Genomic DNA, 23,333 nt, shown 5'->3' with positions numbered 1-23,333 from the left:
CCCGGCGCCACGGTCCGCCGCTCCCGAGCGCCCAGCCGCCCGGGGCCGGCGGACCGCCCCACCGTCCTGATCGCATCCACCCCCTCACCCGACGGGAGCCGACCGCCCCATGGCAACACTGGCTAAGCCGAACCTGCCCAGGTTCGACGTGGAGATCTTCCAGAACGAGTACCTGGCCGACGGCGCCCGCGAGGTCAACGCCATCGTCACCGTCACCGCGACCGGCGGCGGCACCTCGGGCGGCCGCCCGCTCGGGATCACCGACGCGGGACCGGCGGGGGCCGAGGCCGCCGCGGCCGTGGTGATCCTGGTGGACTGCTCGGGATCGATGGACTACCCCAAGACCAAGATCAACGGCGCCCGGGACGCCACCGCCGCCGCCATCGACGCACTGCGTGACGGCACCGCCTTCGCCGTGGTCGCCGGCACCCACGAGGCCCGCGACATCTACCCCGGCGACGGCACCCTCGCCACCGCCTCCGCCGCCACCCGCGAGCAGGCCAAGCAATCGCTGCGCCGCCTCACCGCGGCCGGCGGCACCGCGATGGGCACCTGGCTCGCCAAGGCCGACAAGCTCTTCCTCACCCGCCGCGAGATCGCCATCCGGCACACCATCCTGCTCACGGACGGCAACAACGAGCACGAGTCGGCGGAGGACCTGGCCCGCAACATCGAGCGGGTCACCGGCCACTTCACCGCCGACTGCCGGGGTGTGGGCACCGACTGGCGGATCGACGAGCTGCGCACGATCTCCTCCGCATTGCTCGGCACCGTCGACATCGTCGCCGAGCCCTCCGGCCTGGCCGAGGACTTCCGCTCGATGATGGCCGGCGCGATGGGCAAGCAGGTCGCCGACGTCGCGCTGCGGATCTGGACCCCGGCCAACGCCACGGTGAAGTTCGTCAAGCAGGTCGCCCCCGCGGTCGAGGACCTGACCGCCCGCCGCGCCGAGGCCGGGCCCCGGGCCGGCGACTACCCCACCGGCTCCTGGGGCGACGAGAGCCGCGACTACCACGTCTGCGTCGAGGTCCCGGCCGCCGCGGTCGGCAACGAGATGCTCGCCGCCCGGATCAGCCTGGTCCTTCCCCCGCAGGTCGGCGGCGGCGCCCCCGAGGTGCTCAGCCAGGGCCTGGTCAAGGCCGTGTGGACCGACGACCTGGCCTCCTCCACCCGGATCAGCCCGCAGGTCGCCCACTACACCGGGCAGGCCGAGCTCGCCTCCTCCATCCAGGCGGGCCTGGAGGCCCACCGAGCCGGGGACGTCGACACCGCCACCGCCAAGCTGGGCGCCGCCGTCCGGATCGCGCACGCGACCGGGAACGAGGGCACCTACAAGCTGCTGCAGAAGGTGGTGGACGTAGTGGACCCGAAGGAGGGTACGGTTCGGTTCCGTAAGAACGTGAGCGAGGCCGACTCGATGACCCTTGAGACCCGGTCGACCAAGACGGTACGTGTGAAGAAGTGACCGCTGAAGACGTGACCGGGCCGGCACCCCGGCGCGACGCCGCACCGAGCCGGCCCGAAACGAGGGGGACCTGATGCCGATCTGCCCGAGGGGCCACGAGTCGCAGGCCGAGGACTGGTGCGACTTCTGCGGCTTCCCGATGACCCCGCCGGCCCCGAACCCCGGCGCTCACGGCGCCCACGGGGGCTACCCGGGCGCGCCCGGAGCCGCCACCCCCGCCCCCGCGCCCGGCGCACCCGCCGGGTACCCGGAGCACGGCGGTGCGTCCTTCGGCGCGCCACCGCCCCCTCCCCCGATGCCGCCGGGGGCCTTCCCGCAGCCGCCCGCGGCGCCGCAGGGCCTCACCGAGGGCCTGGTCGTCTGCCCGATCTGCCGCAGCCCGCAGACCGGCCGGTTCTGCGAGGAGTGCGGCTACGACTACGAGCTCTCCACGCCCTCGCGCCGCCAGGCCCCGGCCACCGGCGCACCCGCGCCCGGCCCGGCCCAGTCGCGGCCGCTGAACATCCCGGCGGCGTACGGCGGGGCCCCGCAGCAGCAGCCGCAGTCCTCGTACGGCCAGGCGCCGCACGAGCAGCAGCAGTACGGCCACGGCCAGGCTCCGCACGAGCACCAGCAGCACGAGCAGCAGCAGTACGGCCAGGCGCCGCACCAGCAGCCGGCGGCCGGCCGGCAGGCCGTCGCCCCGCCCGTCCCGCAGCAGCCGCACGCCCCGGCGCAGCCGCACACCTACGGCTACCCGCCGGCGGAGGCCGCGTACCCCGAGTCCGCGTTCCCCGAGGCCCCGGTGCGCGAGGACTCCGGCCCGGTGTACGCCCAGCCGGCCGGTCCCGGCCCGAACAACCGCGGCGGCGACTTCGGCACCTCCTTCCACCTCGCCCCGCCGCAGCCACAGCACCCCCAGCAGGAGGCCGCCCCGGCCGAGCCGGTGCGGACCACCTGGATCGCCGTGGTCTCGGCCGACCGGGACTACTTCACCGACATGATGGCCCGCAGCGGCCCCGAGGCGGCCGGCCTGTTCTTCCCGCCGTACTGCCCCGAGCGCCGGATCCCGCTGACCGGCCGCGGCCAGCTGCGGATCGGCCGGCGCAGCCAGCACCGGGGCACCGTGCCGGAGATCGACCTGTCCGTCCCGCCGGAGGACCCGGGCGCCTCGCACCAGCACGCGCTGCTCGCCGAACAGGCGGACGGCAGCTGGGTGCTGGTGGACCAGGACTCGACCAACGGCACCACCGTGAACGGCGGCGCGGAGGCGGTCGCCCCGCACACCGCGGTGCCGCTGAACGACGGCGACCGGATCCACGTCGGCGCCTGGACGACCATCACGGTGCACCGCGCCTGACGGAAGATCACAGCTCCGAAAACTGTTCGGAACGATTTCCTGAGGAAGCGTCACCGACAACTCCGGCCGGGCCGGGCGGAATTCAACATCCGCCCGGCCCGGTTTTGTTCCAGAATCCTCAAGGAACCCACAAATTCACCGTCGCGGGTGTGCACAGGGACACGCTGAAGCCCTAGGCTCAGGGCACATGACTGCAGCTATATCCGCCGACGGCATCCGTCAGCGGTACGGGGATGTACAGGCCGTCGACGGGGTGTCCCTCACCGTCGAGGCCGGCGAGTTCTACGGGATCCTGGGCCCCAACGGCGCCGGGAAGACCACCACCATGGAGATCCTGGAAGGCGTCCGGAAACCGGACGAGGGCCGGGTCGAGCTGCTGGGGATGGCTCCCTGGCCGCGCAATCCGAAACTGCTGCCGCGAATCGGCGTGCAGTTCCAGGCCTCCGCTTTCTTCCGGAAACTGACGGCCCGGGAGACCATCCGCACCTTCGCGTCGTTCTACGGGGTCGGTCCCAAGCGGGCCGATGCGATGCTGGAGCGGGTCGGTCTGGCCGACAAGGCCGAGACCCTGACCGACCAGATGTCCGGCGGCCAGGCCCAGCGCCTGTCGATCGCCTGCGCGCTGGCCCACGACCCGGAGCTCGTCTTCCTGGACGAGCCCACCACCGGTCTGGACCCGCAGGCCCGGCGCAACCTCTGGGACCTCCTGCGCGACATCAACGCCGAGGGCCGCACGGTCGTGCTCACCACGCACTACCTGGACGAGGCCGAGGTGCTCTGCGACCGGGTCTCGATCATGGACCACGGGAAGATCCTGCACACCGGCGCCCCGGCGGCGCTGATCCGCGAGATCGACGACACCGTCCGGATCAGCGTGGCCTCCGGCCAGCTGCCGCTCGACCGGGCCCGCGAGCTGCTCACCGCGGCCGGCGCCGACATCGCCAACCTGGAGGACGACACCGTCTCGCTCTCCGTCTCCACCCGCCTTCCGGCCCCGGTGCTCAGCGTCCTGGCCGAGCAGAGCGCGCTACGCGGCCTCGAGGTGCGCGGCGCCACCCTGGAGGACGTCTTCCTCCAGCTGACCGGACGGGAGTTCCGCGCATGACCGCCTCTACCTCCACCGAGCCGAAGGTGCCCGCCCAGCGGGGCGGTTCGGCCGGCGCCGCCGACGGGCGGGAGCGGGTCAGCGCGTTCTGGAGCCTGTCCCGCGCGATGCTGCTCGGCATGAAGCGCGACCGCACCGCGACGTTCTTCATCCTGCTCTTCCCGCTGGTGTTCCTGGTCTTCTTCGGCACCGTGACCAAGGGCTCCGGCAGCCCGCACGCCAAGGTGGCGCAGGTCGGCGCGGTGAAGCTGTTCGACTCGATCCAGGGCGACGCGCGCAGCGGCCTGAACGATGTCCTCACGATCACCAGGACCGACGACGAGTCGGCCACGCTGGAGAAGGTCCGCAAGGGCGACTTCGACGCGATGATCACGCAGGGCCCGGACGGCAAGGTCGAGCTGCGCTACAGCGCCGCCGACACGGTCCGCGCCGGCGCGCTCCAGGGCATCCTCAACTCGGTGGTTCAGAGCGCCAACCAGGCCGCCACCGGACAGCCCCCGGCCTACGTGCTGGACGCCCAGCAGGTCGAGGACAAGTCGCTCAAGCCGATCCAGTTCCTCACCCCCGGCCTGCTCGGCTGGGCCATCGCCACCGGCGCGGTGTTCGGCGCCGCGCTGACGCTGGTCAACTGGCGCAAGACCAAGGTGCTGCGGCGGCTGCGGCTGGCCCCGATCAGCGCGGGCACGGTGGTCAGCTCCCGGGTCGTGGTCTCCCTGCTGACCGCGCTCCTGCAGAGCACCGTCTTCCTGGTCGTCGCCACGAGCTTCTTCGGACTCAAGCTCACCGGCGACTGGTGGCTGATCATCCCGCTGGTGGTGTGCGCGACGCTCGCCTTCATGTCGATCGGTCTGCTGGCCGGCTCGGTCGCCAAGACCGAGGAGGCCGCCAACGGCATCTCGCAGGTCATCGTGCTGCCGATGTCCTTCCTGTCCGGCTCGTTCTTCCCGCTGGACGGCGCCCCGGGCTGGCTGCAGACCATCTCCAAGGTCATGCCGCTGCACTACCTGGTGAGCGCCGCCCAGTCGGTGCTGACCCGCGGCGGCGGCGTCATGGACGCCCTGCCCACCATGGGCGGCCTGCTGCTCTTCGCGGCGGTGCTGACCGGCATCGCCTGGAAGCTGTTCAAGTGGGAAGACGCCTGACCGGCCTGACCGCTCGACCGGCCTGACCGCTTCGCGCTGATGCCTGACCCCGACGGGGTCGTACGCCCCTGGACCCCCGCCTTTGGTCCTGGTGTACGACCCCGTCGGCGTCTGCGACCATGGTCGGGTGAGAGAGATCCGGCAGGGCACGTTGAGCGAGGAGACCTTCTACGACCAGGTCGGCGGTGAGCCGACCTTCCGACGCCTGGCCCACCGGTTCTACGAGGGCATCGCCGAGGACGAACTGCTGCGGCCGATGTACCCCGAGGGCGACCTCGGCCCGGCCGAGGAGCGCATGGCGCTGTTCCTGATGCAGTACTGGGGCGGCCCGCGCACCTACAGCGACCGGCGCGGCCACCCGCGGCTGCGGATGCGGCACGCGCCGTTCAAGGTCGACCGCGCGGCCCACGACGCCTGGCTGAGGCACATGCGGGCGGCCGTCGACAGCCTGGAACTGGCCGCCGACCAGGAGCGGCAGCTGCTGGACTACCTGACCTACGCCGCCGCCTCGATGATCAACACCGAGGGCTGAGCCGCCCGTTCCGCCCGCCCGGGCCCGGCTAGACCAGCGCGCTGAGCCCGAGACCCGCGCCCGGCGCGGCCACGGTGCGCACCGCCACCGAGCCCGCCGGGGCGCTCAGCCGCAGCCAGCCGCCCGCCCGGTGCACGGACAGCGGGGCGCCGGGCTTCAGGAAGCCCATCACGTACGCGGCGTGCACCGCCCGCAGCGGCAGCTCCGGCAGCGCGGACACCGGACGGGACCAGATCTCGTCGGCCAGCGCGTCCAGCACCGTACGGGTCCGGTGGTGCGCCGGCACGGCCTCGCTGCGCTCGCGGAACTCCCGCACCCCGGCCATGAGTTCGGGGTACACCTCGGCCGCCGGCGGGGACCCGGCCGGCCGCCAGCCGGTGCGCGGCGGCAGCAGCCCGGCCCAGGCCGGGCCGGTCACCGGCGCGGGCAGCGCGACGGCGCCCTCCTCGGCGTCCACGCCGTCCAGCAGTTGGCCCGCCGAGACCGTCAGGTCCACCGGCTCGTCGAGGCGGTCCAGCCGCGCGGTCCGGATCGCCAGCGCGCCCGAACCGCCCAGCGGCAGCCGTCCGAAGACCGCCAGCACGCCGTCCTCGGCGGCCGGCTCCACCGCCTGCAGGCGGACGGCCGCCGCCTTGTCGAAGCGCAGCAGGCGCAGCAGGAAGGCGGAGAGGTCGGCGGCCTCCCCGGCGTCGGTCAGGGCGAGACGGGCGGTGACGGTCAACGCAGCTCAGCTCGAATCATCACGTGGCGGTCAGACCGCGGCGGGCACGGGCTCGTCCATGAAGCGGCCGAGGAACTCCCGCTCCACCGGCGAGATCCGGCGCGGCCGGCCCTCGGCCAGGTCGTAGGGGACGACCACGGTGGACGCCCGGACGTACACGATGTCGGTGCCGTCCTCGGCGACGTCCTTGACCTCGTACGAGACGGTCAGCGAGGCACCGCCGATCTTCGTCACCCAGGTCTCGATGGTGACCGGCTCCGGCCGGTGCACCAGCGGGCGCTTGTAGTCGATCTCGTGGCGCGCCACCACCGAACCGCCCGCGAACTCCCCGGCGCCGGCCGCGGCGGCCTGGGTGAACATGAAGTCGATCCGGGCCTCCTCCAGGTAGCGCAGGAAGACCACGTTGTTGACGTGCCCGAAGGCGTCCATGTCGGACCAACGCAGCGGGCAGGCGTAGATGTGGCGAGCCACGGGTGTTCTCCTCGGTTCCGGTCGCCCGCCGCCGCCGTCGCCTCGGTGGCGACGGGCGGTGGCGGCGGGCCGCGGCCCGGCAGGCCGCCCCGGAGGGCAGTCTGCCGGGCCGTTGTGACGGCTGGGTGTCAGCCTCGGGTCAGCTTCTTGTACGTGGCCCGGTGCGGACGGGCGGCGTCGGCGCCGAGCCGCTCGATCTTGTTCTTCTCGTAGGACTCGAAGTTCCCCTCGAACCAGAACCACTTGCTCTCGCCCTCGTAGGCGAGGATGTGGGTGGCCACTCGGTCCAGGAACCAACGGTCGTGGGAGATGACCACGGCGCAGCCGGGGAACTCCAGCAGGGCGTTCTCCAGCGAGGAGAGCGTCTCGACGTCGAGGTCGTTGGTGGGCTCGTCGAGGAGCAGCAGGTTGCCGCCCTGCTTGAGGGTGAGCGCCAGGTTCAGGCGGTTGCGCTCACCACCGGAGAGCACGCCGGCCGGCTTCTGCTGGTCCGGGCCCTTGAAGCCGAAGGCCGACACGTAGGCGCGGGACGGCATCTCGACCTGGCCGACGTTGATCCAGTCCAGACCGTCGGAGACGACCTCCCAGAGGGTCTTCTTCGGGTCGATGTTGGCGCGGCTCTGGTCGACGTAGCTGATCTTGACGGTCTCGCCGACCTTGACCGTGCCGCTGTCCGGGGTCTCCAGGTCCTGGAGCATCTTGAACAGGGTGGTCTTGCCGGCGCCGTTCGGGCCGATGATGCCGACGATGCCGTTGCGCGGCAGCGTGAAGCTCAGGTCGTCGATCAGGATCTTCTCGCCGAAGGCCTTGTTGAGGTTCTCGACCTCGATGACGACGCTGCCCAGACGCGGGCCCGGCGGGATCTGGATCTCCTCGAAGTCCAGCTTCCGCATCTTGTCCGCCTCGGCCGCCATCTCCTCGTAGCGGGCCAGACGGGCCTTGGACTTCGCCTGGCGACCCTTGGCGTTGGAGCGGACCCAGTCCAGCTCCTCCTTGAGGCGCTTGGCGCGCTTCGCGTCCTTCTGGCCCTCGACCTTCAGACGCGACTGCTTGGTCTCCAGGTACGTGGAGTAGTTGCCCTCGTACGGGTAGGCGCGGCCGCGGTCGAGCTCCAGGATCCACTCGGCGACGTTGTCCAGGAAGTACCGGTCGTGGGTGACCGCGACGACGGTGCCCTTGTACTTCTCCAGGTGCTGCTCCAGCCAGTTCACCGACTCGGCGTCCAGGTGGTTGGTGGGCTCGTCGAGCAGCAGCAGGTCGGGGGCCTCCAGCAGCAGCTTGCAGAGCGCGACGCGGCGCTTCTCGCCACCGGAGAGCTTGGTGACCGGCCAGTCGCCGGGCGGGCAGCCCAGGGCGTCCATGGCCTGCTCCAGCTGGGCGTCCAGGTCCCAGGCCTCGGCGTGGTCCAGCTCCTCCTGGAGCTTGCCCATCTCGTCCAGCAGGGCGTCCGAGTAGTCGGTCGCCATCAGCTCGGCGATCTCGTTGAAGCGGTCGAGCTTCCCCTTGATCTCCTTGACGCCGTCCTGGACGTTCTCCAGCACGTTCTTGGACTCGTCCAGCGGCGGCTCCTGGAGCAGCATGCCGACAGTGAACCCAGGCGAGAGGAAGGCGTCGCCGTTGGAGGGGTGCTCCAGGCCGGCCATCATCTTCAGCACGGTGGACTTACCGGCGCCGTTGGGGCCCACGACGCCGATCTTCGCTCCGGGGAGGAAGCTGAGCGTCACGTCGTCAAGGATGACCTTGTCTCCGTGAGCCTTGCGCACCTTGCGCATCGTGTAGATGTATTCCGCCACGTGAGATCGCTCCGGCGTCGTCGGGAGTATTCGGCTTGCAGCGTTCCATTGTGCCGCACCCGGCCGCGAGCCCCGAACCGCCGGGGTGCCCCTCCGGGGTATCCCGGCCGTGCCCCGCACGCGTCCTCCGCCCCTGCGTCGGCCCCCGACGGGGCGCCCCCGCCCGCCGACCTCCGCTTCCCTCCGCGCGCGACGCAAAAGCCCGGCCCCCCGCAGCGACTGCGGGGGGCCGGGCTCGGCTCTGCGTCAGGGCCTCAGGAGGTCAGTGCCTCGGGGCCCGCGGAACCGGTCAGGCAGTGGTGCGACCGTGGCGGCCGCGGCGGCGCAGGACGAAGACGGCGGCGCCACCGGCCACGACCAGGCCACCGGCAACGGCGGCGAGGATCGGGGTCGAGTCATTGGCACCGGTCTGGGCCAGGCCACCGGTGCCCGGGGTGGTGCTGGTGGGCGCCGGGGAGGGGTGGCCGGCGCCGGTGCTCGGGGTACCCGAGGGGGTGCCGGTCGGGGTGCCGTTCGGGGCCGGGGTGGACGGACCGGACGTCGGCGTGGTGCCGCCGGTGCCGGTCTTGCAGTCCAGGACACCCTCGAAGTCGCGGGTGTAGCCGTTCGGGCCGGAGACGGTGATCTTGTAACCGGTCTTCTCGGCGACCTGGACGAGCACGCTCTCGGTCTTGCCCGGCTGGACGGTCAGCTGCTGCTTGCCGACCGTGACGGTGCCGGCCTCGTCGCCACCGTTGGTGACGGCGACGCGCACGCCGCCGCTGGCGCACTCGACCTTGGCGGTGCTGTCGATCAGCGCGCCCTTGCCCTGCTTCCAGGTGGCCTTGGCCGCGTCGGCGACGCTGAGCTTGCTGGAGCCGGCCAGGATCATGGTCTGGCTGTGGTCCTCACGGGTGTAGCCCTTGCTGAGGAAGACACGGCCGCTGGGCACCACGGTGGAGGCGCTGGCGTTCACGGTGACCGAGCCGTCCGGGGTGCCGGCCGGCACGTCCAGGAACAGCTGGGTGTCCTTGGCGATCGGACCGGCGATCGAGCCGCCGACCGGCTTGCTGTCCTTGTCCAGCAGCTTGACCTTGTCGGCGGAGTCACCGCTGACGGCCAGCTTCACCTCGGAGGCGCTGGAGTTGAGGGTGAACGGGCCGAGCTTGGCGCCGGACTTGCCGGAGACCGAGTCCGGGCTGAGGCTCAGCGAGGGCTTGGGCTCGGCGGCGATGCCCTTGTTGGCGGCACCGGTCAGGTAGTCGCGGAGCTTCTTCGCGTCAGCGCTGTGCGGGACGGCGTTCTTGTTGTCCGAGTACTTCCAGATCGCGGCCTGGGTGCCCGCGGCGGCGTCCTCGGCGGTCAGGCTGCCCGTGCCGGCGGCCTTGGCGAGCGCCGTGAGGTCCTTCACCTGCGGGTAGGAGTTCTCCAGGATCCAGCGGATCTTGGAGGCCGCCTCGACCTTGTTCTTGTCGCCGAGGGAGCTGGAGGCCCAGTCGGACTCCTGGTACTGGATCTTCTTCCGGATGTCGACCGGGAAGCCGAAGTCGATGCAGTAGGTCTGCAGCTCACCGTCGGCGGTCTTGAGGGTGAACAGGCCGCCGTCGACGGTGCCCTCGCCCTCGACGTCGATCTTCTCGCCGAGCATCGTGGGCTGCACCACAGCGGTCACACCCGAGCCCGGGGTGTCCGCCGCGACCGCCGCACCGGCCGCGAACAGTCCTCCGCTCACCGCCAGTCCGGTCGTGAGCATGACAGTGGTTATCCGGGACAGACTCCGCCCCTGCCTCTGGAACATCTGGGATCCCTCCGGGCCGAGCCGCACCGATGGGGCGGTCCGCCGACTTGCCGTGCCGCGCGTGCCCCCTGGAGGCACTGCTGCGGGTATGAACCAGACGAATCCTATTGACCCCCACGAGCCCCGAAACCCCCATGCGAAATCAGGACGATTCCGTATCTGGATCGTTATCAACCCCCTCAGGTTCCACACAAGCTGACGGTCGGCCAGAAACTCTCCGCCACTTTCCGTTATCCGGTCGGGATTGCACGTGCGGGTACAACGACCTTCTCGATCAACATATTTGTCGACAGGGAAGGTCACCGACCGGTCAGTTCAATGCATCCGGCCCGTCACCTCCCCGCCCCCTCTCGGCCACCTCGACCTGTCCTCCCGTCACCGGCCGCGCGCCCGGCGGCAACGCCCGCGGACCGGGCGCCGAAGCCACCGCCGCCACCCCCGCCGGGGCCGCCGCCGGGGCCACCGCGGCCGCCCTGCGGGCCTCCAGTGCGCTCACGATCCACTCCGGCACCACCTCGCCCCCGGACTGCGCCCCGGCCGGCCCCGCGCCGCCCGGCGACTGCCCGCGCACCCCGGCCGCCCAACGGAACGCCGAGGTACCGCGGGTGAGATCGTGTCCGACCGATCGGGCGTCGATCTCCGCCCGACTGCGCCGCGCCTCCCCCTCCCTCCACTCCCGCACCCGCAGCCGGCCGCTCACCAGCACCGGATCGCCCTTGGCCAGCGAGCCGATCAGGTTCACCGCCAGCGCCCGCCAGGCCGTCACCGTCACCCACTGCGTCTCGCCGTCCACCCAGCACTCGCGCTGCCGGTCGTACCGCCGCTCGGTGCAGCCGAGCCGGAAGCTGGCCGTCGGCACCCCGCCGGCGCTTTCCCCGTAGCTCACCTCCGTGGCGACATTGCCGAGCACCGTCACATGCGACTCGTTCACAGCACACTCCGTTCTCGCCGATGCACCGTACGGAATCGACCGGTGCGCCTTGAGCGTGCACTTCGGGAGAAATCCCGGCCAGTGACTTACGAAATCCTGTGGATAACTCGGCCTCATGGAACAGTTGTCACTCGCAGGGGTGAATTTCAGCCTTCCCGGAAGCGCTTCGCCCCCGACTCTTCGCGGCCATGACAACAAACCCGCTGATCGCCGCCCCGGGCGCCGTGCGCCGGAACACCCGCCGGGGACCGTCCGCGCACGTCATCCGACCGACACAACCGCGATTACCGCCCCCACCCGCACCGTCGGCGACACATTCTCCGTGTCGAATCCATAACGGGTGAGGAGGCAGCCCCGTAACGACTGCACAACGTCCGGCGCGGAACACTCCCAGACCGCTGCACGCACGGCCTTCACCTGCGATTATCGGACCGCTCCACCGAACCGACACACCAACGACGGTGTCGTCACACTCGGACGAGGAACTGGACACCCTTATCCTGTCCCCGACAGGACGAGGGCCCGCCAACCCCCACCCCCACCCTCCGGCACGGGGCGGACCGCGCGCGCCCCGGCGCTCGTCGCCCGATCCCGGCCACGGTCACGCCCACCCGGGCGCCGCCCGTCCCGCCCCCATAGCTCAGCGGATAGAGCACCCGCCTTCTAAGCGGTAGGTCGCAGGTTCGAATCCTGCTGGGGGCACCATCCCGCAATTCCCGCAGGCCACCGGCGCCAATCGCGACTACGCGTAGCCGGGCCGACTCCCCCGGTAATGCCGAGCACCCACCGCGCATAAGCCGTGACAATGCGTGTCGTGCCCGCCGCGAAAACGACCGCCGGCCAATGCCGTCGGTTCCGGGAATCACGCGGCGGGAATGGCGCGGTTCGGACATTCCCGCCAGGCTCCGCAAACGGCGGAAATCCCGGGCGAATCCCCCACCCAGGAACATTCCGACAGCCTTCCGGCAGCCGGTCGGCCCGCCGGCCAGTCCACTGGCCGGCCTAGCGGTCAGTCCACCGGTCAGTCCGCCGGTCGGCCCGCCGCCCCTGCCAGATGGGCGTCCAGCAGGGCGATCTGCCGTTCCGGCGGGAACTCCTCCGGGGCGAACAGCGCCTGCACCACCAGCCCGAGCACGAAGGCCTGCGCCCCGGCGGCGACTTCGGCCGGGTCGGCCTGCGCCGGGAGCTCCCCGAGCCGCTGGGCGTCCGCGACGAGCTCGGTGAGCGCCACCCGCGAGCGGGCGTAGCGGCCCGCGTGCGCGGCCGCCAGCTCCGGATCGGCCAGGGCGTGGTCCCAGGAGCCGACCCAGATCCGGTTGCCGGCCGACGCCTCCGCGTCCAGCGGCAGGACGTCGAGCAGCGCCGCCCGCAGCCGGGGCAGTCCGGCGGGCGGCGGCGGGCTGCCGTCGGCGGGCGCGGTGCGCCGGGGCCGTTCGCCCGAGCGCCGGTCCAGTTCCTCCAGGGCGTGGCTCAGCAGTGCCCGCTTGTTCGGGAAGTAGTGCGTCAACAGTCCGGTGGAGGCACCCAGTTCGGCGGCCACGGCGCGCAGGGTCAGCCCCTCGAAGCCCCGGCTGGAGAGCACCCGCCACACCCCCTCGGACACGTCCGAGCGGCGGGCGTCATGGTCTCCACGGGCCGGCGTCATGGGGGCTATCGTACATACCAAACGTTTGTTATGAATGATTCCGACCAGTCCGCGCCCCACCCGCGAAAGGCCCGCCCGTGTTTGCCGTACCGCTCACCGACCACGCCGAACTGCGCCCGCTGGAGCCGTGGCAGGCCCCCGAGTTCCTGGCCCACATCGACCGGGCCCGCGCCCACAACGACCCGTGGATCCCGTGGGCCACCTTCTCCACCGACCTGGACTCGGCCCGCGCCACCCTGCAGCGCTACGCCGACGGCCAGGCCGCCGACCAGAAGCGGATCTACGGCATCTGGCTGGACGGCACGCTGGTCGGCGGCGTGATGTTCGTGGGCTTCGACACCAAGTCCGGCGTCTGCGAGATCGGCGCCTGGACCGAACCGGCCGGCGAGGGCCGCGGGCTGATCACCGCCGCCGTCCGGCAGCTCCTCGACTACGCCTTCGTCACCCGCGGCCTGCACCGGGCCGAGTGGTGGTGCACCTCCGTCAACACCCGCAGCCGCGCCGTCGCCGAGCGGGTCGGCATGCGGCGGGACGGCGTGCTGCGCGAGTGGTACCTGCACAACGGGGTCCGCCTCGACAAGGAGATCTGGGCGATCCTGGCCTCCGAGTGGGCCGCCCGGACCTGAGGCCGGAAAGCCCAGGGCCCGGTGGACTCCCCGCAGTCCACCGGGCCCCGCCCCGTCCGAGCGGCCGCTCGGACGCCTCAGGCCGCGAGCACCGGCCGCGCCTCCTCCGCCCCGGCGCCCGTGCTCCCGGCGCCCTCGGCCTCGCCCTGCGCCGGCCGCAGCCGCAGCGCGAGCAGCAGCGCCAGCGCCAGCACCCCGCCCGCCGACAGGAACACCACGTCCACGGCGTCGGTGAAGCTGCGCACCGCGTGCTCGTGCGCCGCGCCGGCGAGCGTACGGACCGCGCCGAGCGTCCGCCCGGGCTCGCCCGTCTCGTAGGCCCGGGCCAGCACGGTGCCGAACAGCGCCGCGCCGAGCGCGCTGCCGAGGGTCTGGAAGAAGCGCACCCCGGTGGTCGCGACACCGAGCTGGTGCCGGGGCACGGCCTCCTGCACCACCGTGATCAGCTGGCCGATCAGCTGGCCCAGCCCGCAGCCCAGCAGGGCGAGTTCGGCCAGCACCGCCCAGAGCCCGGTGTCCGGCCCGCTGAGGCCGAGCAGGCCCAGGGCGAGCGCCGCGCAGCCCGCACCGGCCACCAGGAAGGTCCGCGTCGAGTGGCCGCGGGCGGTCAGCCTGCCGACCAGCAGGCCGACCGCGGTCATGCCGGCGGCCATCGGGATCAGGTAGAGGCTGGCCGAGGTCGGGGCGACCTCGCGGGCGATCTGCAGGTAGAGCATCACGTAGACGATCGAGCCGGTCATGGCGACGCCGACCAGGCCCTGGATGGCGAAGCCGAGCCGCACCGCGCGGATCCGGAACAGTGACAGCGGCAGGATCGGCTCGGCGGCGGTGGCCTGGCGCCACAGGAAGAGTCCCAGCGCGGCCAGGACGGCGGCGCAGAGCCCGAGGATCACCGGGGAGTTCCAGGCGTGGTCCTTGCCGCCCCACTCGGTGATCAGCAGCAGCCCGGTGGCGAAGGCGGCGGCCAGGGCCGCGCCGAGGAAGTCCAGGCTCCGGCGGCCCGCGGCCGGCGGCAGCTTGACGGCCAGGGCGATGCCGGCCAGGGCGAGCAGGCCGAGCGGCAGGTTGATGTAGAAGATCCAGCGCCAGCTCAGGTGGTCGGTGAACAGCGCCCCGATCAGCGGGCCGACCGCCATGCCCAGGCCCGCGACGATCCCGCCCATCGCGCCGCCCTTGCCGCCGCGTCCGGCCGGCTCCTTGAGGTGGGCGATGACCACCATGGTGACGCTCATCAGCCCGCCGCCGCCGATGCCCTGGACGGCGCGGAAGGCGATCAGCTGGCCCATCGACTGCGCGGCCCCGCACAGCCCGGAGCCGAGCAGGAAGGTGCCGAGGGCGCCGATCAGCACCCGCTTGGCGCCGTACAGGTCGCAGAGCTTGCCGTACAGCGGCAGCAGTGCGGTGGCGGCGAGCGAGAACGCGCTGATCAGCCAGGGCAGCCGGTCGACGCCGTGCACGGGGTCGAGGTCGCGGACGATCGGCACGGTGGCCGCCGACACGATGTTCATGTCGAGCACGGCCAGCACGATCGTGACCAGGCAGAGCAGCATGGCCAGCCTTTGTCGGGCCGGTGTCATCGGGGCGGGTGCGGTCAAGGCGGCGGATGCCATAGGGAAGTCCCCCCAGCGTCAGTGGAATTCGGCCCGGACGGATGCGGTCGGGCGGGCTCGCCCTCACCATGGCAGGATTTTTATACCCGGTCAACACTTCATCCCGGCACATCTTTCAGCCTGGTCAACCTTTGATCCTGGTACAGTTCCCCCATGGAGACGCGCACCGGCACGGACGTCGGCCTCGACCTCGACCTCGACGCACTCCCCCTGCGCGAGCGGAAGAAGATCCGGACCGCCCGGCGGATCTGGCGCACCGCCGTCACACTGTTCGCCGAACGGGGCTTCGACCAGGTCTCCGTGGCCGAGATCGCGGCCGCCTCCGAGGTGTCCAAGATGACCGTCTTCAACTACTTCCCGTCCAAGGAAGACCTGGTCCTGGGCCCGATGGAGCACCACCTCGACGAGCCAGCCCGGGTGGTGCGCGAACGCGCCCCGGGCACCTCGGCGGTGGCGGCACTGCGCGAACAGTTCCTGTCGGCGCTCGCGGTGTTCGACCCGGCGACCGGCCTGAGCGACCAACAGGTCGTGCTCGACGTGGTCCGGCTGATCCACCGCACCCCGGCCCTGCTGATGCGCACCACCGCCGGCTTCGACCACCAGGCACAGGCCCTGCTGGCCGCCGAGCTGCTCGCCCAGGACCCGGCCCACGACGAGCTGACCGCCCAGCTCGCCGCCGCCCAGCTGATGGCCGCCCGGCTCACCCTGACCGGCCGCAACCAGCGCCGGATGCTGACCGGCGAACGCGCCGAAGACGCCCTGCCCGCCGCGCTCGACGCGGCCCGCCGCGCCTTCGCCCTGGTCGAACGGGGCCTCGGGGACTACTGCGCCGGTACCGCCTGACAGAGTGGGCGCACCACGACCGACCGGAGGTGCGCATGGACCAGCCGCTGCTCACGCGGGACCGCTCCGCCCTGCCCGCCCAGGCCGAGGGCCTCAACGCGTACGTCGGCGAGGACGGCGTCGCGGTGCTGGAGTTCGCCCGCCCGCACCGCCGCAACGCGGTGACCCTGGCGATCTGGGCGGCCCTGCCCAAGGTGCTGGAACAGCTCGCCGGGCACGAGGGCGTGCGCGCCCTGCTGCTCACCGGCGCCGGCAATACCTTCAGCGCGGGCGCCGACATCGGCGAACTCGCCGAGGTGTACGGCGATCCGGAGCGCGCGGACGCCTACCACGCGGTCAACGTCGCCGCCGAGGAGGCGCTGGCGGCCTTCCCGCACCCGACGATCGCCGTGGTGCACGGCGCCTGCGTGGGCGGCGGCTGCCAGCTGGCCGTCGCCTGCGACCTGCGCTTCGTCGCCGAGGACGCCCGGCTGGGGATCACCCCGGCCAAGCTCGGCGTGGTCTACCCGGCGGTGCCGACCCTGCGGCTGGCCCGGCTGGTCGGCCCGGCCCGCGCCAAGTACCTGCTGTTCTCCGGCGAGTTGGTGCCGGGCCGGGACGCACTGCCGCTGGGCCTCGCCGAACGCGTCCTGCCGGACGCCGAACTCGACGCCGCCGCACTGGACTTCGCCCATGTGCTGACCCGCCGCTCGCCGCAGACCATCGGCGCCGTGAAGGCCGCCCTGGCCGTCCCGCCGGAGCGGGCGGCCGAGGCGCTGGCCCCCTGGGAGCGCCGCTCCCGCGAGGCCTCGGACGTGCACGAGGGCCTCGCCGCCTTCCTGGAGGGCCGCCCGGCCCGCTTCTGAGCCGGCCGGCCCGGCGGCGGGTGCGGCAGTCGGCCCGGCGGCGGGCGCGGCAGCGAGACACATACGATCATCCCGCCGGCACCGCCGACCGGCGGCCCGTCCCGCCCCCTTCACCACCGGAGCAGCACCCCGATGACCACCGAGGCCACGGCCGCCACCACGAGCCGGACGACCTGGGCCCGCCGGATCACCGACGGCGTCGAGCCGAAGAACGTGATCATCGCGGTGCTGCCGCTGATGGGCGGCCTGCGCCACGGCTGGCCGGGCCTCGGCTGGGCGGCCTTCGCCGCCCTGTTCGCGGCCGTCATCCCGACCCTGTTCATCCGACGCGGCATCCGCAAGGGCACCGTGGAGGACCGCCACGTCGGCCACCGGCAGCGCCGGCTGACCGTCCTCCCGTTCATCATGGGCTCCGTGCTGACCAGCTTCGCGGTGATGATCCGGCTGGACGCCCCGGCCGACCTGACCGCGATGGTGCTGGCGATGTTCGCCTCGCTGATCCCGATCCTGGTGATCACCGTCTGGTGGAAGGTCTCCGTGCACACCGCCGTCCTCAGCGGCGCGGTGGTCTGCCTCGGCATCGCGCTCGGCCAGCTCTGGCTGCTGCTCTACCCGCTGGTCGGGGCGGTCGGCTGGTCGCGGGTGGTGCTGCGGGACCACACCACCGCGCAGACCGTCGTCGGCGCGGTGGTGGGCGCCCTGACCGCCGGGCTCACCTTCTGGCTCGCCCGGTAGTCCCGGCCGTTCGGCACGGCCGTCAGGCACGGCCGCTCAGCGGATCGGCATCCCCGAGATCGCCCGGGCGATCACCAGCCGCTGGATCTCGCTGGTCCCCTCGAAGATCGAGTAGATCGCGCTGTCCCGGTGCATCCGCTCCACCGGGTACTCCCGGGTGAAGCCGTTGCCGCCGAGGATCTGCATCGCCTGCGCCGTGACGTACTTGGCCGTCTCGCCCGCGTACAGCTTGGACATCGAGCCCTCGGCCGCGGTGAACGGCTGGTTGGTGACCGCCATCCAGGACGCCCGCCACACCAGCAGCCGGGCCGCGTCGATCCGGGTCTTCATGTCGGCGAGCTGGAAGGCCACACCCTGGTTGTCGATGATCGGGCGGCCGAACTGCTCCCGCGTCTTCGCGTAGTCCAGCGCCACCTCGTACGCGGCCCGGGCGATGCCGATCGCCTGCGCGCCGACCGCCGGGCGGGAGGCCTCGAAGGTGGCCATCGCCGCGTTGCCCCGGCCGCCCGGGCGCTTGACGCCCTCGCGGGCCCGGGCCAGCCGCTCGTCCAGCTTCTCCTTGCCGCCGAGCAGGCAGCTGCCGGGCACCCGGACACCGTCCAGCACCACCTCGGCGGTGTGTGAGGCCCGGATGCCGTGCTTCTTGAACTTCTGGCCCTGGCTCAGCCCGGGCGTGCCCGGCGGGACGACGAAGGAGGCCTGCCCCTTGGCGCCGAGCTCCGGGTCGACGGTGGCGACCACGACGTGGACGGCGGCGATCCCGCCGTTGGTGGCCCAGGTCTTGGTGCCGTTGAGCACCCACTCGTCCTTGGCCTGGTCGTACACCGCCCGGGTGCGCAGCGCGGAGACGTCGGAGCCGGCGTCCGGCTCGGAGGAGCAGAAGGCGGCCACCTTGAGGTCGTCCGGGGTGCCGAACATCTGCGGGGTCCAGGTGCCGATCTGCTCGTCGGTACCGTTGGCCAGCACCGCGACGGCGGCCAGCGTGGTGCCGACGATGGACAGCCCGAGGCCCGCGTCGCCCCAGAACAGCTCCTCCATGGCGATCGGGATGCCGACGCCGGAGGGGTCGAAGTACTGCTGGGCGTAGAAGTCCAGCGAGTAGATGCCCAGCTTGGCGGCCTCCTGGATGATCGGCCAGGGGGTCTCCTCGCGCTCGTCCCACTCGGCCGCGGCCGGGCGCATCACGTCGGCGGCGAAGCCGTGCAGCCAGTCGCGTACGGCGAGCTGGTCCGCGCCCGGGTCCAGCGAGAACGTGCTGCTCATGGGTACTTGCCTCCGAAGACGTGTGCGGCCGACCGGGGTGTTACCTCGGGTAACATCGTCGGAGTCTGCTACTGATTGGTAACCGGTGTCAACGCCCGTACCCGGGGTCAACACCCCTGACCGGTGCCGATGCCGAGTCAGCCCCCCAACTCCGAGGAGCAGCGCATGTCCCGAGAGCCCCGCCGCGAGCAGCTGCTCAACGCCGCCGACCGGGTCATCCAGCGCGAGGGACCGGGCGCCAGCATGAACACCATCGCCGCCGAGGCCGGCATCACCAAGCCGATCCTCTACCGACACTTCGGCGACCGGAACGGCCTGATCAGAGCCCTCACCGAGCGCCACACCGGGGGTCTGCTGGCCGCCGTCCGGGCCGCCCTCGCCGAGCCGCTGGAGCGCCGCGACCGGGTCGAGCACGTGCTGGACACCTACCTCGCCGGGATCGAGGCCCGCCCCCAGGTCTACCGGCTGCTCACCCACCCCGAGCCGGGCGACCCGAGCGGCGCCGGCAACGCGCTCGCCCCCGCGCTCAGGCAGATCGCCGAGGAGATCACCCGGGCCGTGCAGAGCCAGGTCGACCTCGGCGCCGACCGCGACCTGCTCGCCGAGGCCTGGGGCCGGGGCATCACCGGCATGGTGCTGGCCGCCGGGGACTGGTGGCTGGAGACCAAGCCCTGCTCGCGCACCCGGATGGTGCAGGCACTGGCCGATCTGCTCTGGGGCCGTCTGGCCGCCGCCGCGGACCTGCCGACCGCCGTCCTGCCGACCGCCCTCGTCGAGCCGGCGGCCCCGGCGGCCGACTGAACTCCCGCTGGCCGAAGGCCCCCGAGCGCTCCTCCGGCCGAACGGCCGCTGCGCGCACGACCCTTGTGCGGCAGGCGGCACCAGGGGCATCATCGGGCCCCCACCCCCCCGCCGTGCGAGGTCCCCGATGCGCCTGCGCCGCACCGCCGTCGCCCTGCTGCTCGCCGTCACCGCCGCCCTGAACGCCGCCCCTGCCCAGGGCGCCCCGGATTACGGCACCGCGGATTACGGCGCCCCGGACTACGGCGCCGCGGATTACGGCGCTCCGGCGGCACGCTTCCCCACCGGCACGGCCACCGGCCCGGACGGCCGCACCGCCCTCACCGACGCCCGGGGCCGCCGGCTCCAGCTGCGCGGCTTCAACCTCGACAAGTACGCCGAGGCCACCGAGGCCGACCTCGAAGCCGTCGCCACCCAGGGCTTCACGCTCGTCCGGCTGCCGGTCTCCTGGACCAGGCTGGAGCCCCGGCGCGGCACGCTCGACCCCACCGAACTGCACCGCCTGCAGCAACTCCTCGGCCGGGCCGACCGCCTGGGCCTGCTCGTCCTGATCGACTTCCACCAGGACGTCTACGGACCGGAGTTCGGCGGCGGCACCAACGGCATCCCGGTCTGGGCCACCCGGGACGACGGCCTGCCCTTCACCCCGGACCCGGACGACTGGTTCGCCGGCTACTTCCAGCCCGCCGTCCAGGCCGCCTTCCGCCACCTCTACGACGACCCCGACCTGCGCGCCTGGCAGGCCGACTTCTACACCCGGCTCGCCCGCGAACTGCGCGGCCACCGCTCGCTGTTGGGGTACGACCTGTTCAACGAGCCGTTCGGCCCGGTGGACGGCGACCCGACCGACCCGGCAGTGCTGGCCGCCGCCTCCGCCGCCCTGGAACAGGGGCGGCTCGCCGACATGTACCGCCGCCTGATCGCCGCCGTGCGCCGGGCCGACACCCGCGCCTGGCTGTTCGTGGAGCCGACGGTCCTGGTCGGCCAGGGCGTGCCGACGCGACTGCCCGGCTTCACCGACCCGCGCCCCGGCGCACCCCGGCTCGGCTACGCGCCGCACTTCTACGACACCGCCGTCGAGAACGGCGCCGACTGGGACCCGTCCGACGGCTTCGTCGAGCAGTACACCGCCGCGATCACCGCCTACCCCGCCGCCCACCGCCTGCCGGTGCTGGTCGGCGAGTGGGGGCCGCCGAACTCCCGTACGCCGGGCAACCGCCTGCTGGTCCGCCGGCAGGTCGCCGCGATGGACGGCTTCGCCGAGGGCTGGACCATGTGGTACTGGTGCCGGGGCACCGGCGGCTACTGCGCGCTCGACCCGGCCGGGCTCCCCGCCCCCGGCGACGAGCCCGCCTTCGGCCCGTACCCGGCCGCCGTGGCCGGCACCGGCGTCCGCACCGACGGCGGGACCGTGCGCTGGAGCGCCGACGGCACCGGGCGCGGCAGCGAACTCGTCCTGCCGCCCGCCGCGTTCCCGCACGGCGCGAGCGTGGCGGTCTCCCCCGCCGATGCCCACGTCGAGGTCGAGCAGCCCACGGCCGGACACGCGGGAACCGTACGGATCCGGCTCCCGCACGCCCGACCGGGCACCGCCGTGGCGGTCACGCTCAGCCCGAAGTGATCAGGCCAGCCCCCGGCGGGCCAGCAGCGGTCCGGTCTCCGGCGCCCGGCCGACCACCGCGCGGAAGGATTCCAGCGGGTCCCGGCCGAACCCGCGCGCCAGCAGCTCGCGCCGGAACAGCTCGCCGCTCTCCCGCACCGACCGCCCGTTGCCCTCGAACCACTGCACGGTGTCGGCGTCCAGCACCTCCGACCAGATGTAGGCGTAGTACGCCGCGCTGTAGCCGCTGGCGAAGATGTGCTGGAAGTACGCCGTCCGGTAGCGCGGCGGGATGGCGTCCACCGCGACCCCGGCGGCCGCGAGCGCCCGGGCCTCGAACTCCTCGGCGTCCGCGATCTCCGCGCCCTGCGGCACGGTGTGCCAGGCCCAGTCCAGCAGCGTGGCCGCCAGGTACTCCACCGTCCGGAAGCCCTGCCCGAAGCCCTCGGCCGCCACCATCCGCTCGACCAGCTCGGCGGGCAGCGGCTCCCCGGTCTCGTGGTGGCGGGCGTAGTTGGCCAGTACCTCCGGCCGGACCATCCACATCTCGTTGACCTGCGACGGGAACTCCACGAAGTCCCGCGGCACCGAGGTGCCCGAGAACCGCCGGTACCGCACGTCCGAGAACAGCCCGTGCAGCGCGTGCCCGAACTCGTGGAAGAGCGTGCGCACCTCGTCCCAGGACATCAGCACCGGCTCGCCGGGCGCCGGGCGCGGGATGTTGAGGTTGTTCAGCACCACCGGCCGCTGCCCGGTCAGCCCGGACTGCTCGACCAGCGAGTCCATCCAGGCCCCGCCGCGCTTGGACGCCCGGGCGTGGAAGTCCCCGATGAACAGGCCCAGCGGGGTGCCGTCCTCCTCGAACACCTCGTAGACCCGCGCGTCCGGGTGGTGGGCCGTCAGGTCCGGCCGCTCGGTGAAGCTCAGCCCGTATGCCAGCCGCGCCGCGAAGAACACGCCGTCGCGCAGCACCCGCTCCAGCTCGAAGTACGGGCGCAGCACCGCCGCGTCCACCTTGAAGGAGTTCTGCCGGACCTTCTCCGAGTAGTACGCCCAGTCGTGCGCGGCGATCTCCTCGATCCCGTCCTCGGCCGCCGCCTGGGCCAGCTCCACGGCCTCCCGGCGGGCGTTGGCCACGGCCGGACCGACCAGGCGGGCCAGCAGGGCGGAGACCGCCTCGACCGTGCCGGCCGTCTCGTCCGCCACCACGTACGCGGCGTGGCTCGGGTGCCCCAGCAGCGCGGCCCGCTCGGCGCGCATCGCCGCCATCCGGATCGCGATCGGGCCGTTGGCCTCGATGCCCCGGCCGAGCGAGGCGGCGAGCAGCCGCTCGCGCACCGAGCGGTCGGTGAGCTGGGACAGCACGGGCTGGCCGGAGGTGTTCTGCAGGCTCAGCACGAACGTGCCCTCGCGGCCGAGCACCCGGGCGTTCTCCGCGGCGCCGGCGATCGCGCCCTCGGACAGCCCGGCCAGCTCCTCCGCCGAGTCCAGGACCAGCGCGTTGGCCCGGTTCGCGGCGTTCACGTTCTGCTGGAACGTGGTGCCCAGCGCGGCGAGTTCGGCGTTCAGCTCACGCAGCCGGGCCTGCTCGGCCTCGCCCAGCCGCGCGCCGGAGCGCTCGAAGCTCGTGTACCAGCGCTCCAGCAGCCGCAGCGACTCCGGGTCCAGGCCGAGCTCGGCGCGGGTCCCGTACAGCGCCTCGACCCGGGCGAACAGCGCGCGGTCCAGGTGGATCGCGTCGTGGTGGACGGCGAGCAGCGGGCTGACCTCGGCGTCCACCTCGTCCAGCAGGTCGGTGGTGTCGGAGGAGGACTGGTTGCGGAACACCGCGTCCACCCGGCGGAGCAGTTCCCCGGAACGTTCCAGGGCCACCAGGGTGTTCTCGAAGGTCGGCAGGCTCCGGTCGGCGGTGATCGCCGCGATCTCGGCCAGCTGCTCGGCCATCCCGCGCTCGTAGGCGGGCAGGTAGTGCTCCTCCCGGATCTCCGCGAAGGGGGGCAGCTCGTAGTCCAGCGTGCTGGGCTGGAAGAACGGGTTCTCGGTCATTTCGCCGACCCTACGCGGTGTCACCCACCCTGCCTATGCGGCC

At 72.6% G+C, this 23,333-nt stretch carries 20 protein-coding genes and 1 tRNA gene; 12 read left to right on the top strand and 9 right to left on the bottom strand.

What is annotated here, in order from left to right:
- The first annotated feature begins 109 nt into the window (after positions 1–109).
- The 5 genes from ACZ52R_RS11245 to ACZ52R_RS11225 all read left to right on the top strand — a co-directional run bounded on the left by ACZ52R_RS11245 (position 110) and on the right by ACZ52R_RS11225 (position 5,583).
- Positions 110–1,465, top strand: a complete 1,356-nt coding sequence (locus tag ACZ52R_RS11245) for a vWA domain-containing protein (protein ID WP_360503501.1) — start codon at positions 110–112, stop codon at positions 1,463–1,465.
- Between the two features lie 73 nt (positions 1,466–1,538).
- Positions 1,539–2,804, top strand: a complete 1,266-nt coding sequence (locus ACZ52R_RS11240) for an FHA domain-containing protein (RefSeq protein WP_465622980.1) — start codon at positions 1,539–1,541, stop codon at positions 2,802–2,804.
- A gap of 187 nt (positions 2,805–2,991) precedes the next feature.
- Positions 2,992–3,909 carry an ABC transporter ATP-binding protein gene (locus ACZ52R_RS11235; protein WP_465622978.1) on the top strand — a complete coding sequence of 306 codons (918 nt, stop codon included), beginning with the start codon at positions 2,992–2,994 and terminating at the stop codon, positions 3,907–3,909.
- Positions 3,906–5,051: an ABC transporter permease gene (locus ACZ52R_RS11230; protein WP_360503510.1), complete on the top strand. Its 1,146-nt coding sequence runs from the start codon at positions 3,906–3,908 to the stop codon at positions 5,049–5,051. Before ACZ52R_RS11235 ends, ACZ52R_RS11230 begins: the two co-directional genes overlap by 4 nt.
- Positions 5,052–5,178: 127 nt before the next feature.
- A complete protein-coding gene (locus ACZ52R_RS11225) occupies positions 5,179–5,583 on the top strand; it encodes a globin (RefSeq protein WP_360503513.1) in 405 nt (134 codons plus the stop codon).
- Positions 5,584–5,611: 28 nt separating this feature from the next.
- Here the strand turns inward: ACZ52R_RS11225 and ACZ52R_RS11220 are convergent, their stop codons facing one another.
- From ACZ52R_RS11220 to ACZ52R_RS11200, 5 genes are all read right to left on the bottom strand, one after another.
- On the bottom strand, positions 5,612–6,304 hold the full coding sequence (locus ACZ52R_RS11220; RefSeq protein ID WP_360503516.1) for a DUF8185 domain-containing protein: 693 nt from the start codon (positions 6,302–6,304) through the stop codon (positions 5,612–5,614).
- A gap of 30 nt (positions 6,305–6,334) precedes the next feature.
- A complete protein-coding gene (locus ACZ52R_RS11215; RefSeq protein WP_360503519.1) occupies positions 6,335–6,775 on the bottom strand; it encodes an acyl-CoA thioesterase in 441 nt (146 codons plus the stop codon).
- A gap of 128 nt (positions 6,776–6,903) precedes the next feature.
- Positions 6,904–8,568, bottom strand: a complete 1,665-nt coding sequence (gene ettA, locus ACZ52R_RS11210; RefSeq protein ID WP_360503522.1) for an energy-dependent translational throttle protein EttA — start codon at positions 8,566–8,568, stop codon at positions 6,904–6,906.
- Between the two features lie 289 nt (positions 8,569–8,857).
- The gene (locus tag ACZ52R_RS11205; RefSeq protein WP_360503525.1) at positions 8,858–10,300 is read right to left on the bottom strand and encodes a Cys-Gln thioester bond-forming surface protein; all 1,443 of its coding nucleotides are present in this window, start codon (positions 10,298–10,300) and stop codon (positions 8,858–8,860) included.
- A 355-nt stretch (positions 10,301–10,655) separates the two neighbouring features.
- Positions 10,656–11,276: a single-stranded DNA-binding protein gene (locus tag ACZ52R_RS11200; protein ID WP_465622976.1), complete on the bottom strand. Its 621-nt coding sequence runs from the start codon at positions 11,274–11,276 to the stop codon at positions 10,656–10,658.
- Positions 11,277–11,905: 629 nt separating this feature from the next.
- Between ACZ52R_RS11200 and ACZ52R_RS11195 the strand changes: the two genes are divergently transcribed.
- A tRNA-Arg gene (locus ACZ52R_RS11195) sits at positions 11,906–11,981 on the top strand.
- Positions 11,982–12,297: 316 nt separating this feature from the next.
- On the opposite strand, the gene ACZ52R_RS11190 is transcribed toward ACZ52R_RS11195, so the two are convergent.
- Entirely contained in the window at positions 12,298–12,921 is a 624-nt protein-coding gene (locus ACZ52R_RS11190) for a TetR/AcrR family transcriptional regulator (protein ID WP_465622975.1), read from the bottom strand.
- Positions 12,922–12,998: 77 nt separating this feature from the next.
- Between ACZ52R_RS11190 and ACZ52R_RS11185 the strand changes: the two genes are divergently transcribed.
- Positions 12,999–13,547 (top strand): GNAT family N-acetyltransferase, encoded by a 549-nt coding sequence (locus tag ACZ52R_RS11185; RefSeq protein WP_465622973.1) that lies wholly within the window; start codon positions 12,999–13,001, stop codon positions 13,545–13,547.
- Positions 13,548–13,624: 77 nt separating this feature from the next.
- Here ACZ52R_RS11185 and ACZ52R_RS11180 read toward each other — a convergent pair whose 3' ends face one another.
- Positions 13,625–15,157, bottom strand: coding sequence for an MFS transporter (locus tag ACZ52R_RS11180; protein WP_465622971.1), 1,533 nt, complete (start codon positions 15,155–15,157; stop codon positions 13,625–13,627).
- Positions 15,158–15,310: 153 nt separating this feature from the next.
- On the opposite strand from ACZ52R_RS11180, the gene ACZ52R_RS11175 reads away from it, so the two are divergent.
- The 3 genes from ACZ52R_RS11175 to ACZ52R_RS11165 all read left to right on the top strand — a co-directional run bounded on the left by ACZ52R_RS11175 (position 15,311) and on the right by ACZ52R_RS11165 (position 17,580).
- Positions 15,311–16,000, top strand: a complete 690-nt coding sequence (locus ACZ52R_RS11175) for a TetR family transcriptional regulator (protein ID WP_465622970.1) — start codon at positions 15,311–15,313, stop codon at positions 15,998–16,000.
- 35 nt (positions 16,001–16,035) lie between these two features.
- Positions 16,036–16,845: an enoyl-CoA hydratase/isomerase family protein gene (locus ACZ52R_RS11170; RefSeq protein WP_465622969.1), complete on the top strand. Its 810-nt coding sequence runs from the start codon at positions 16,036–16,038 to the stop codon at positions 16,843–16,845.
- A 132-nt stretch (positions 16,846–16,977) separates the two neighbouring features.
- Positions 16,978–17,580, top strand: coding sequence for a hypothetical protein (locus tag ACZ52R_RS11165; protein WP_465622967.1), 603 nt, complete (start codon positions 16,978–16,980; stop codon positions 17,578–17,580).
- A gap of 36 nt (positions 17,581–17,616) precedes the next feature.
- Here ACZ52R_RS11165 and ACZ52R_RS11160 read toward each other — a convergent pair whose 3' ends face one another.
- Positions 17,617–18,843: an acyl-CoA dehydrogenase family protein gene (locus ACZ52R_RS11160; RefSeq protein WP_360503546.1), complete on the bottom strand. Its 1,227-nt coding sequence runs from the start codon at positions 18,841–18,843 to the stop codon at positions 17,617–17,619.
- A gap of 165 nt (positions 18,844–19,008) precedes the next feature.
- Here ACZ52R_RS11160 and ACZ52R_RS11155 point away from each other — a divergent pair, with 165 nt between their 5' ends.
- Together ACZ52R_RS11155 and ACZ52R_RS11150 are read left to right on the top strand one after the other, a co-directional pair.
- A complete protein-coding gene (locus tag ACZ52R_RS11155; RefSeq protein WP_465622965.1) occupies positions 19,009–19,644 on the top strand; it encodes a TetR/AcrR family transcriptional regulator in 636 nt (211 codons plus the stop codon).
- Between the two features lie 127 nt (positions 19,645–19,771).
- Positions 19,772–21,265, top strand: a complete 1,494-nt coding sequence (locus tag ACZ52R_RS11150; protein WP_465622963.1) for a cellulase family glycosylhydrolase — start codon at positions 19,772–19,774, stop codon at positions 21,263–21,265.
- On the opposite strand, the gene ACZ52R_RS11145 is transcribed toward ACZ52R_RS11150, so the two are convergent.
- Positions 21,266–23,290: a M3 family metallopeptidase gene (locus tag ACZ52R_RS11145; RefSeq protein ID WP_465753352.1), complete on the bottom strand. Its 2,025-nt coding sequence runs from the start codon at positions 23,288–23,290 to the stop codon at positions 21,266–21,268.
- Positions 23,291–23,333 lie beyond the last annotated feature (43 nt).

It is taken from the genome of Kitasatospora sp. NPDC034023 (assembly GCF_055575795.1).
This window is presented reverse-complemented; position numbering and strand designations above follow the sequence as displayed.

Bases quoted from the DNA above. Each gene is read 5' to 3' on its own strand.
- ACZ52R_RS11245 (WP_360503501.1), top strand. From the start codon at position 110: ATGGCAACACTGGCTAAGCCGAACCTGCCCAGGTTCGACGTGGAGATC.
- ACZ52R_RS11240 (WP_465622980.1), top strand. From the start codon at position 1,539: ATGCCGATCTGCCCGAGGGGCCACGAGTCGCAGGCCGAGGACTGGTGC.
- ACZ52R_RS11235 (WP_465622978.1), top strand. From the start codon at position 2,992: ATGACTGCAGCTATATCCGCCGACGGCATCCGTCAGCGGTACGGGGAT.
- ACZ52R_RS11230 (WP_360503510.1), top strand. From the start codon at position 3,906: ATGACCGCCTCTACCTCCACCGAGCCGAAGGTGCCCGCCCAGCGGGGC.
- ACZ52R_RS11205 (WP_360503525.1), bottom strand. From the start codon at position 10,300: ATGCTCACGACCGGACTGGCGGTGAGCGGAGGACTGTTCGCGGCCGGT.
- ACZ52R_RS11190 (WP_465622975.1), bottom strand. From the start codon at position 12,921: ATGACGCCGGCCCGTGGAGACCATGACGCCCGCCGCTCGGACGTGTCC.
- ACZ52R_RS11180 (WP_465622971.1), bottom strand. From the start codon at position 15,157: ATGGCATCCGCCGCCTTGACCGCACCCGCCCCGATGACACCGGCCCGA.
- ACZ52R_RS11175 (WP_465622970.1), top strand. From the start codon at position 15,311: ATGGAGACGCGCACCGGCACGGACGTCGGCCTCGACCTCGACCTCGAC.
- ACZ52R_RS11170 (WP_465622969.1), top strand. From the start codon at position 16,036: ATGGACCAGCCGCTGCTCACGCGGGACCGCTCCGCCCTGCCCGCCCAG.
- ACZ52R_RS11165 (WP_465622967.1), top strand. From the start codon at position 16,978: ATGACCACCGAGGCCACGGCCGCCACCACGAGCCGGACGACCTGGGCC.
- ACZ52R_RS11160 (WP_360503546.1), bottom strand. From the start codon at position 18,843: ATGAGCAGCACGTTCTCGCTGGACCCGGGCGCGGACCAGCTCGCCGTA.
- ACZ52R_RS11155 (WP_465622965.1), top strand. From the start codon at position 19,009: ATGTCCCGAGAGCCCCGCCGCGAGCAGCTGCTCAACGCCGCCGACCGG.
- ACZ52R_RS11150 (WP_465622963.1), top strand. From the start codon at position 19,772: ATGCGCCTGCGCCGCACCGCCGTCGCCCTGCTGCTCGCCGTCACCGCC.
- ACZ52R_RS11145 (WP_465753352.1), bottom strand. From the start codon at position 23,290: ATGACCGAGAACCCGTTCTTCCAGCCCAGCACGCTGGACTACGAGCTG.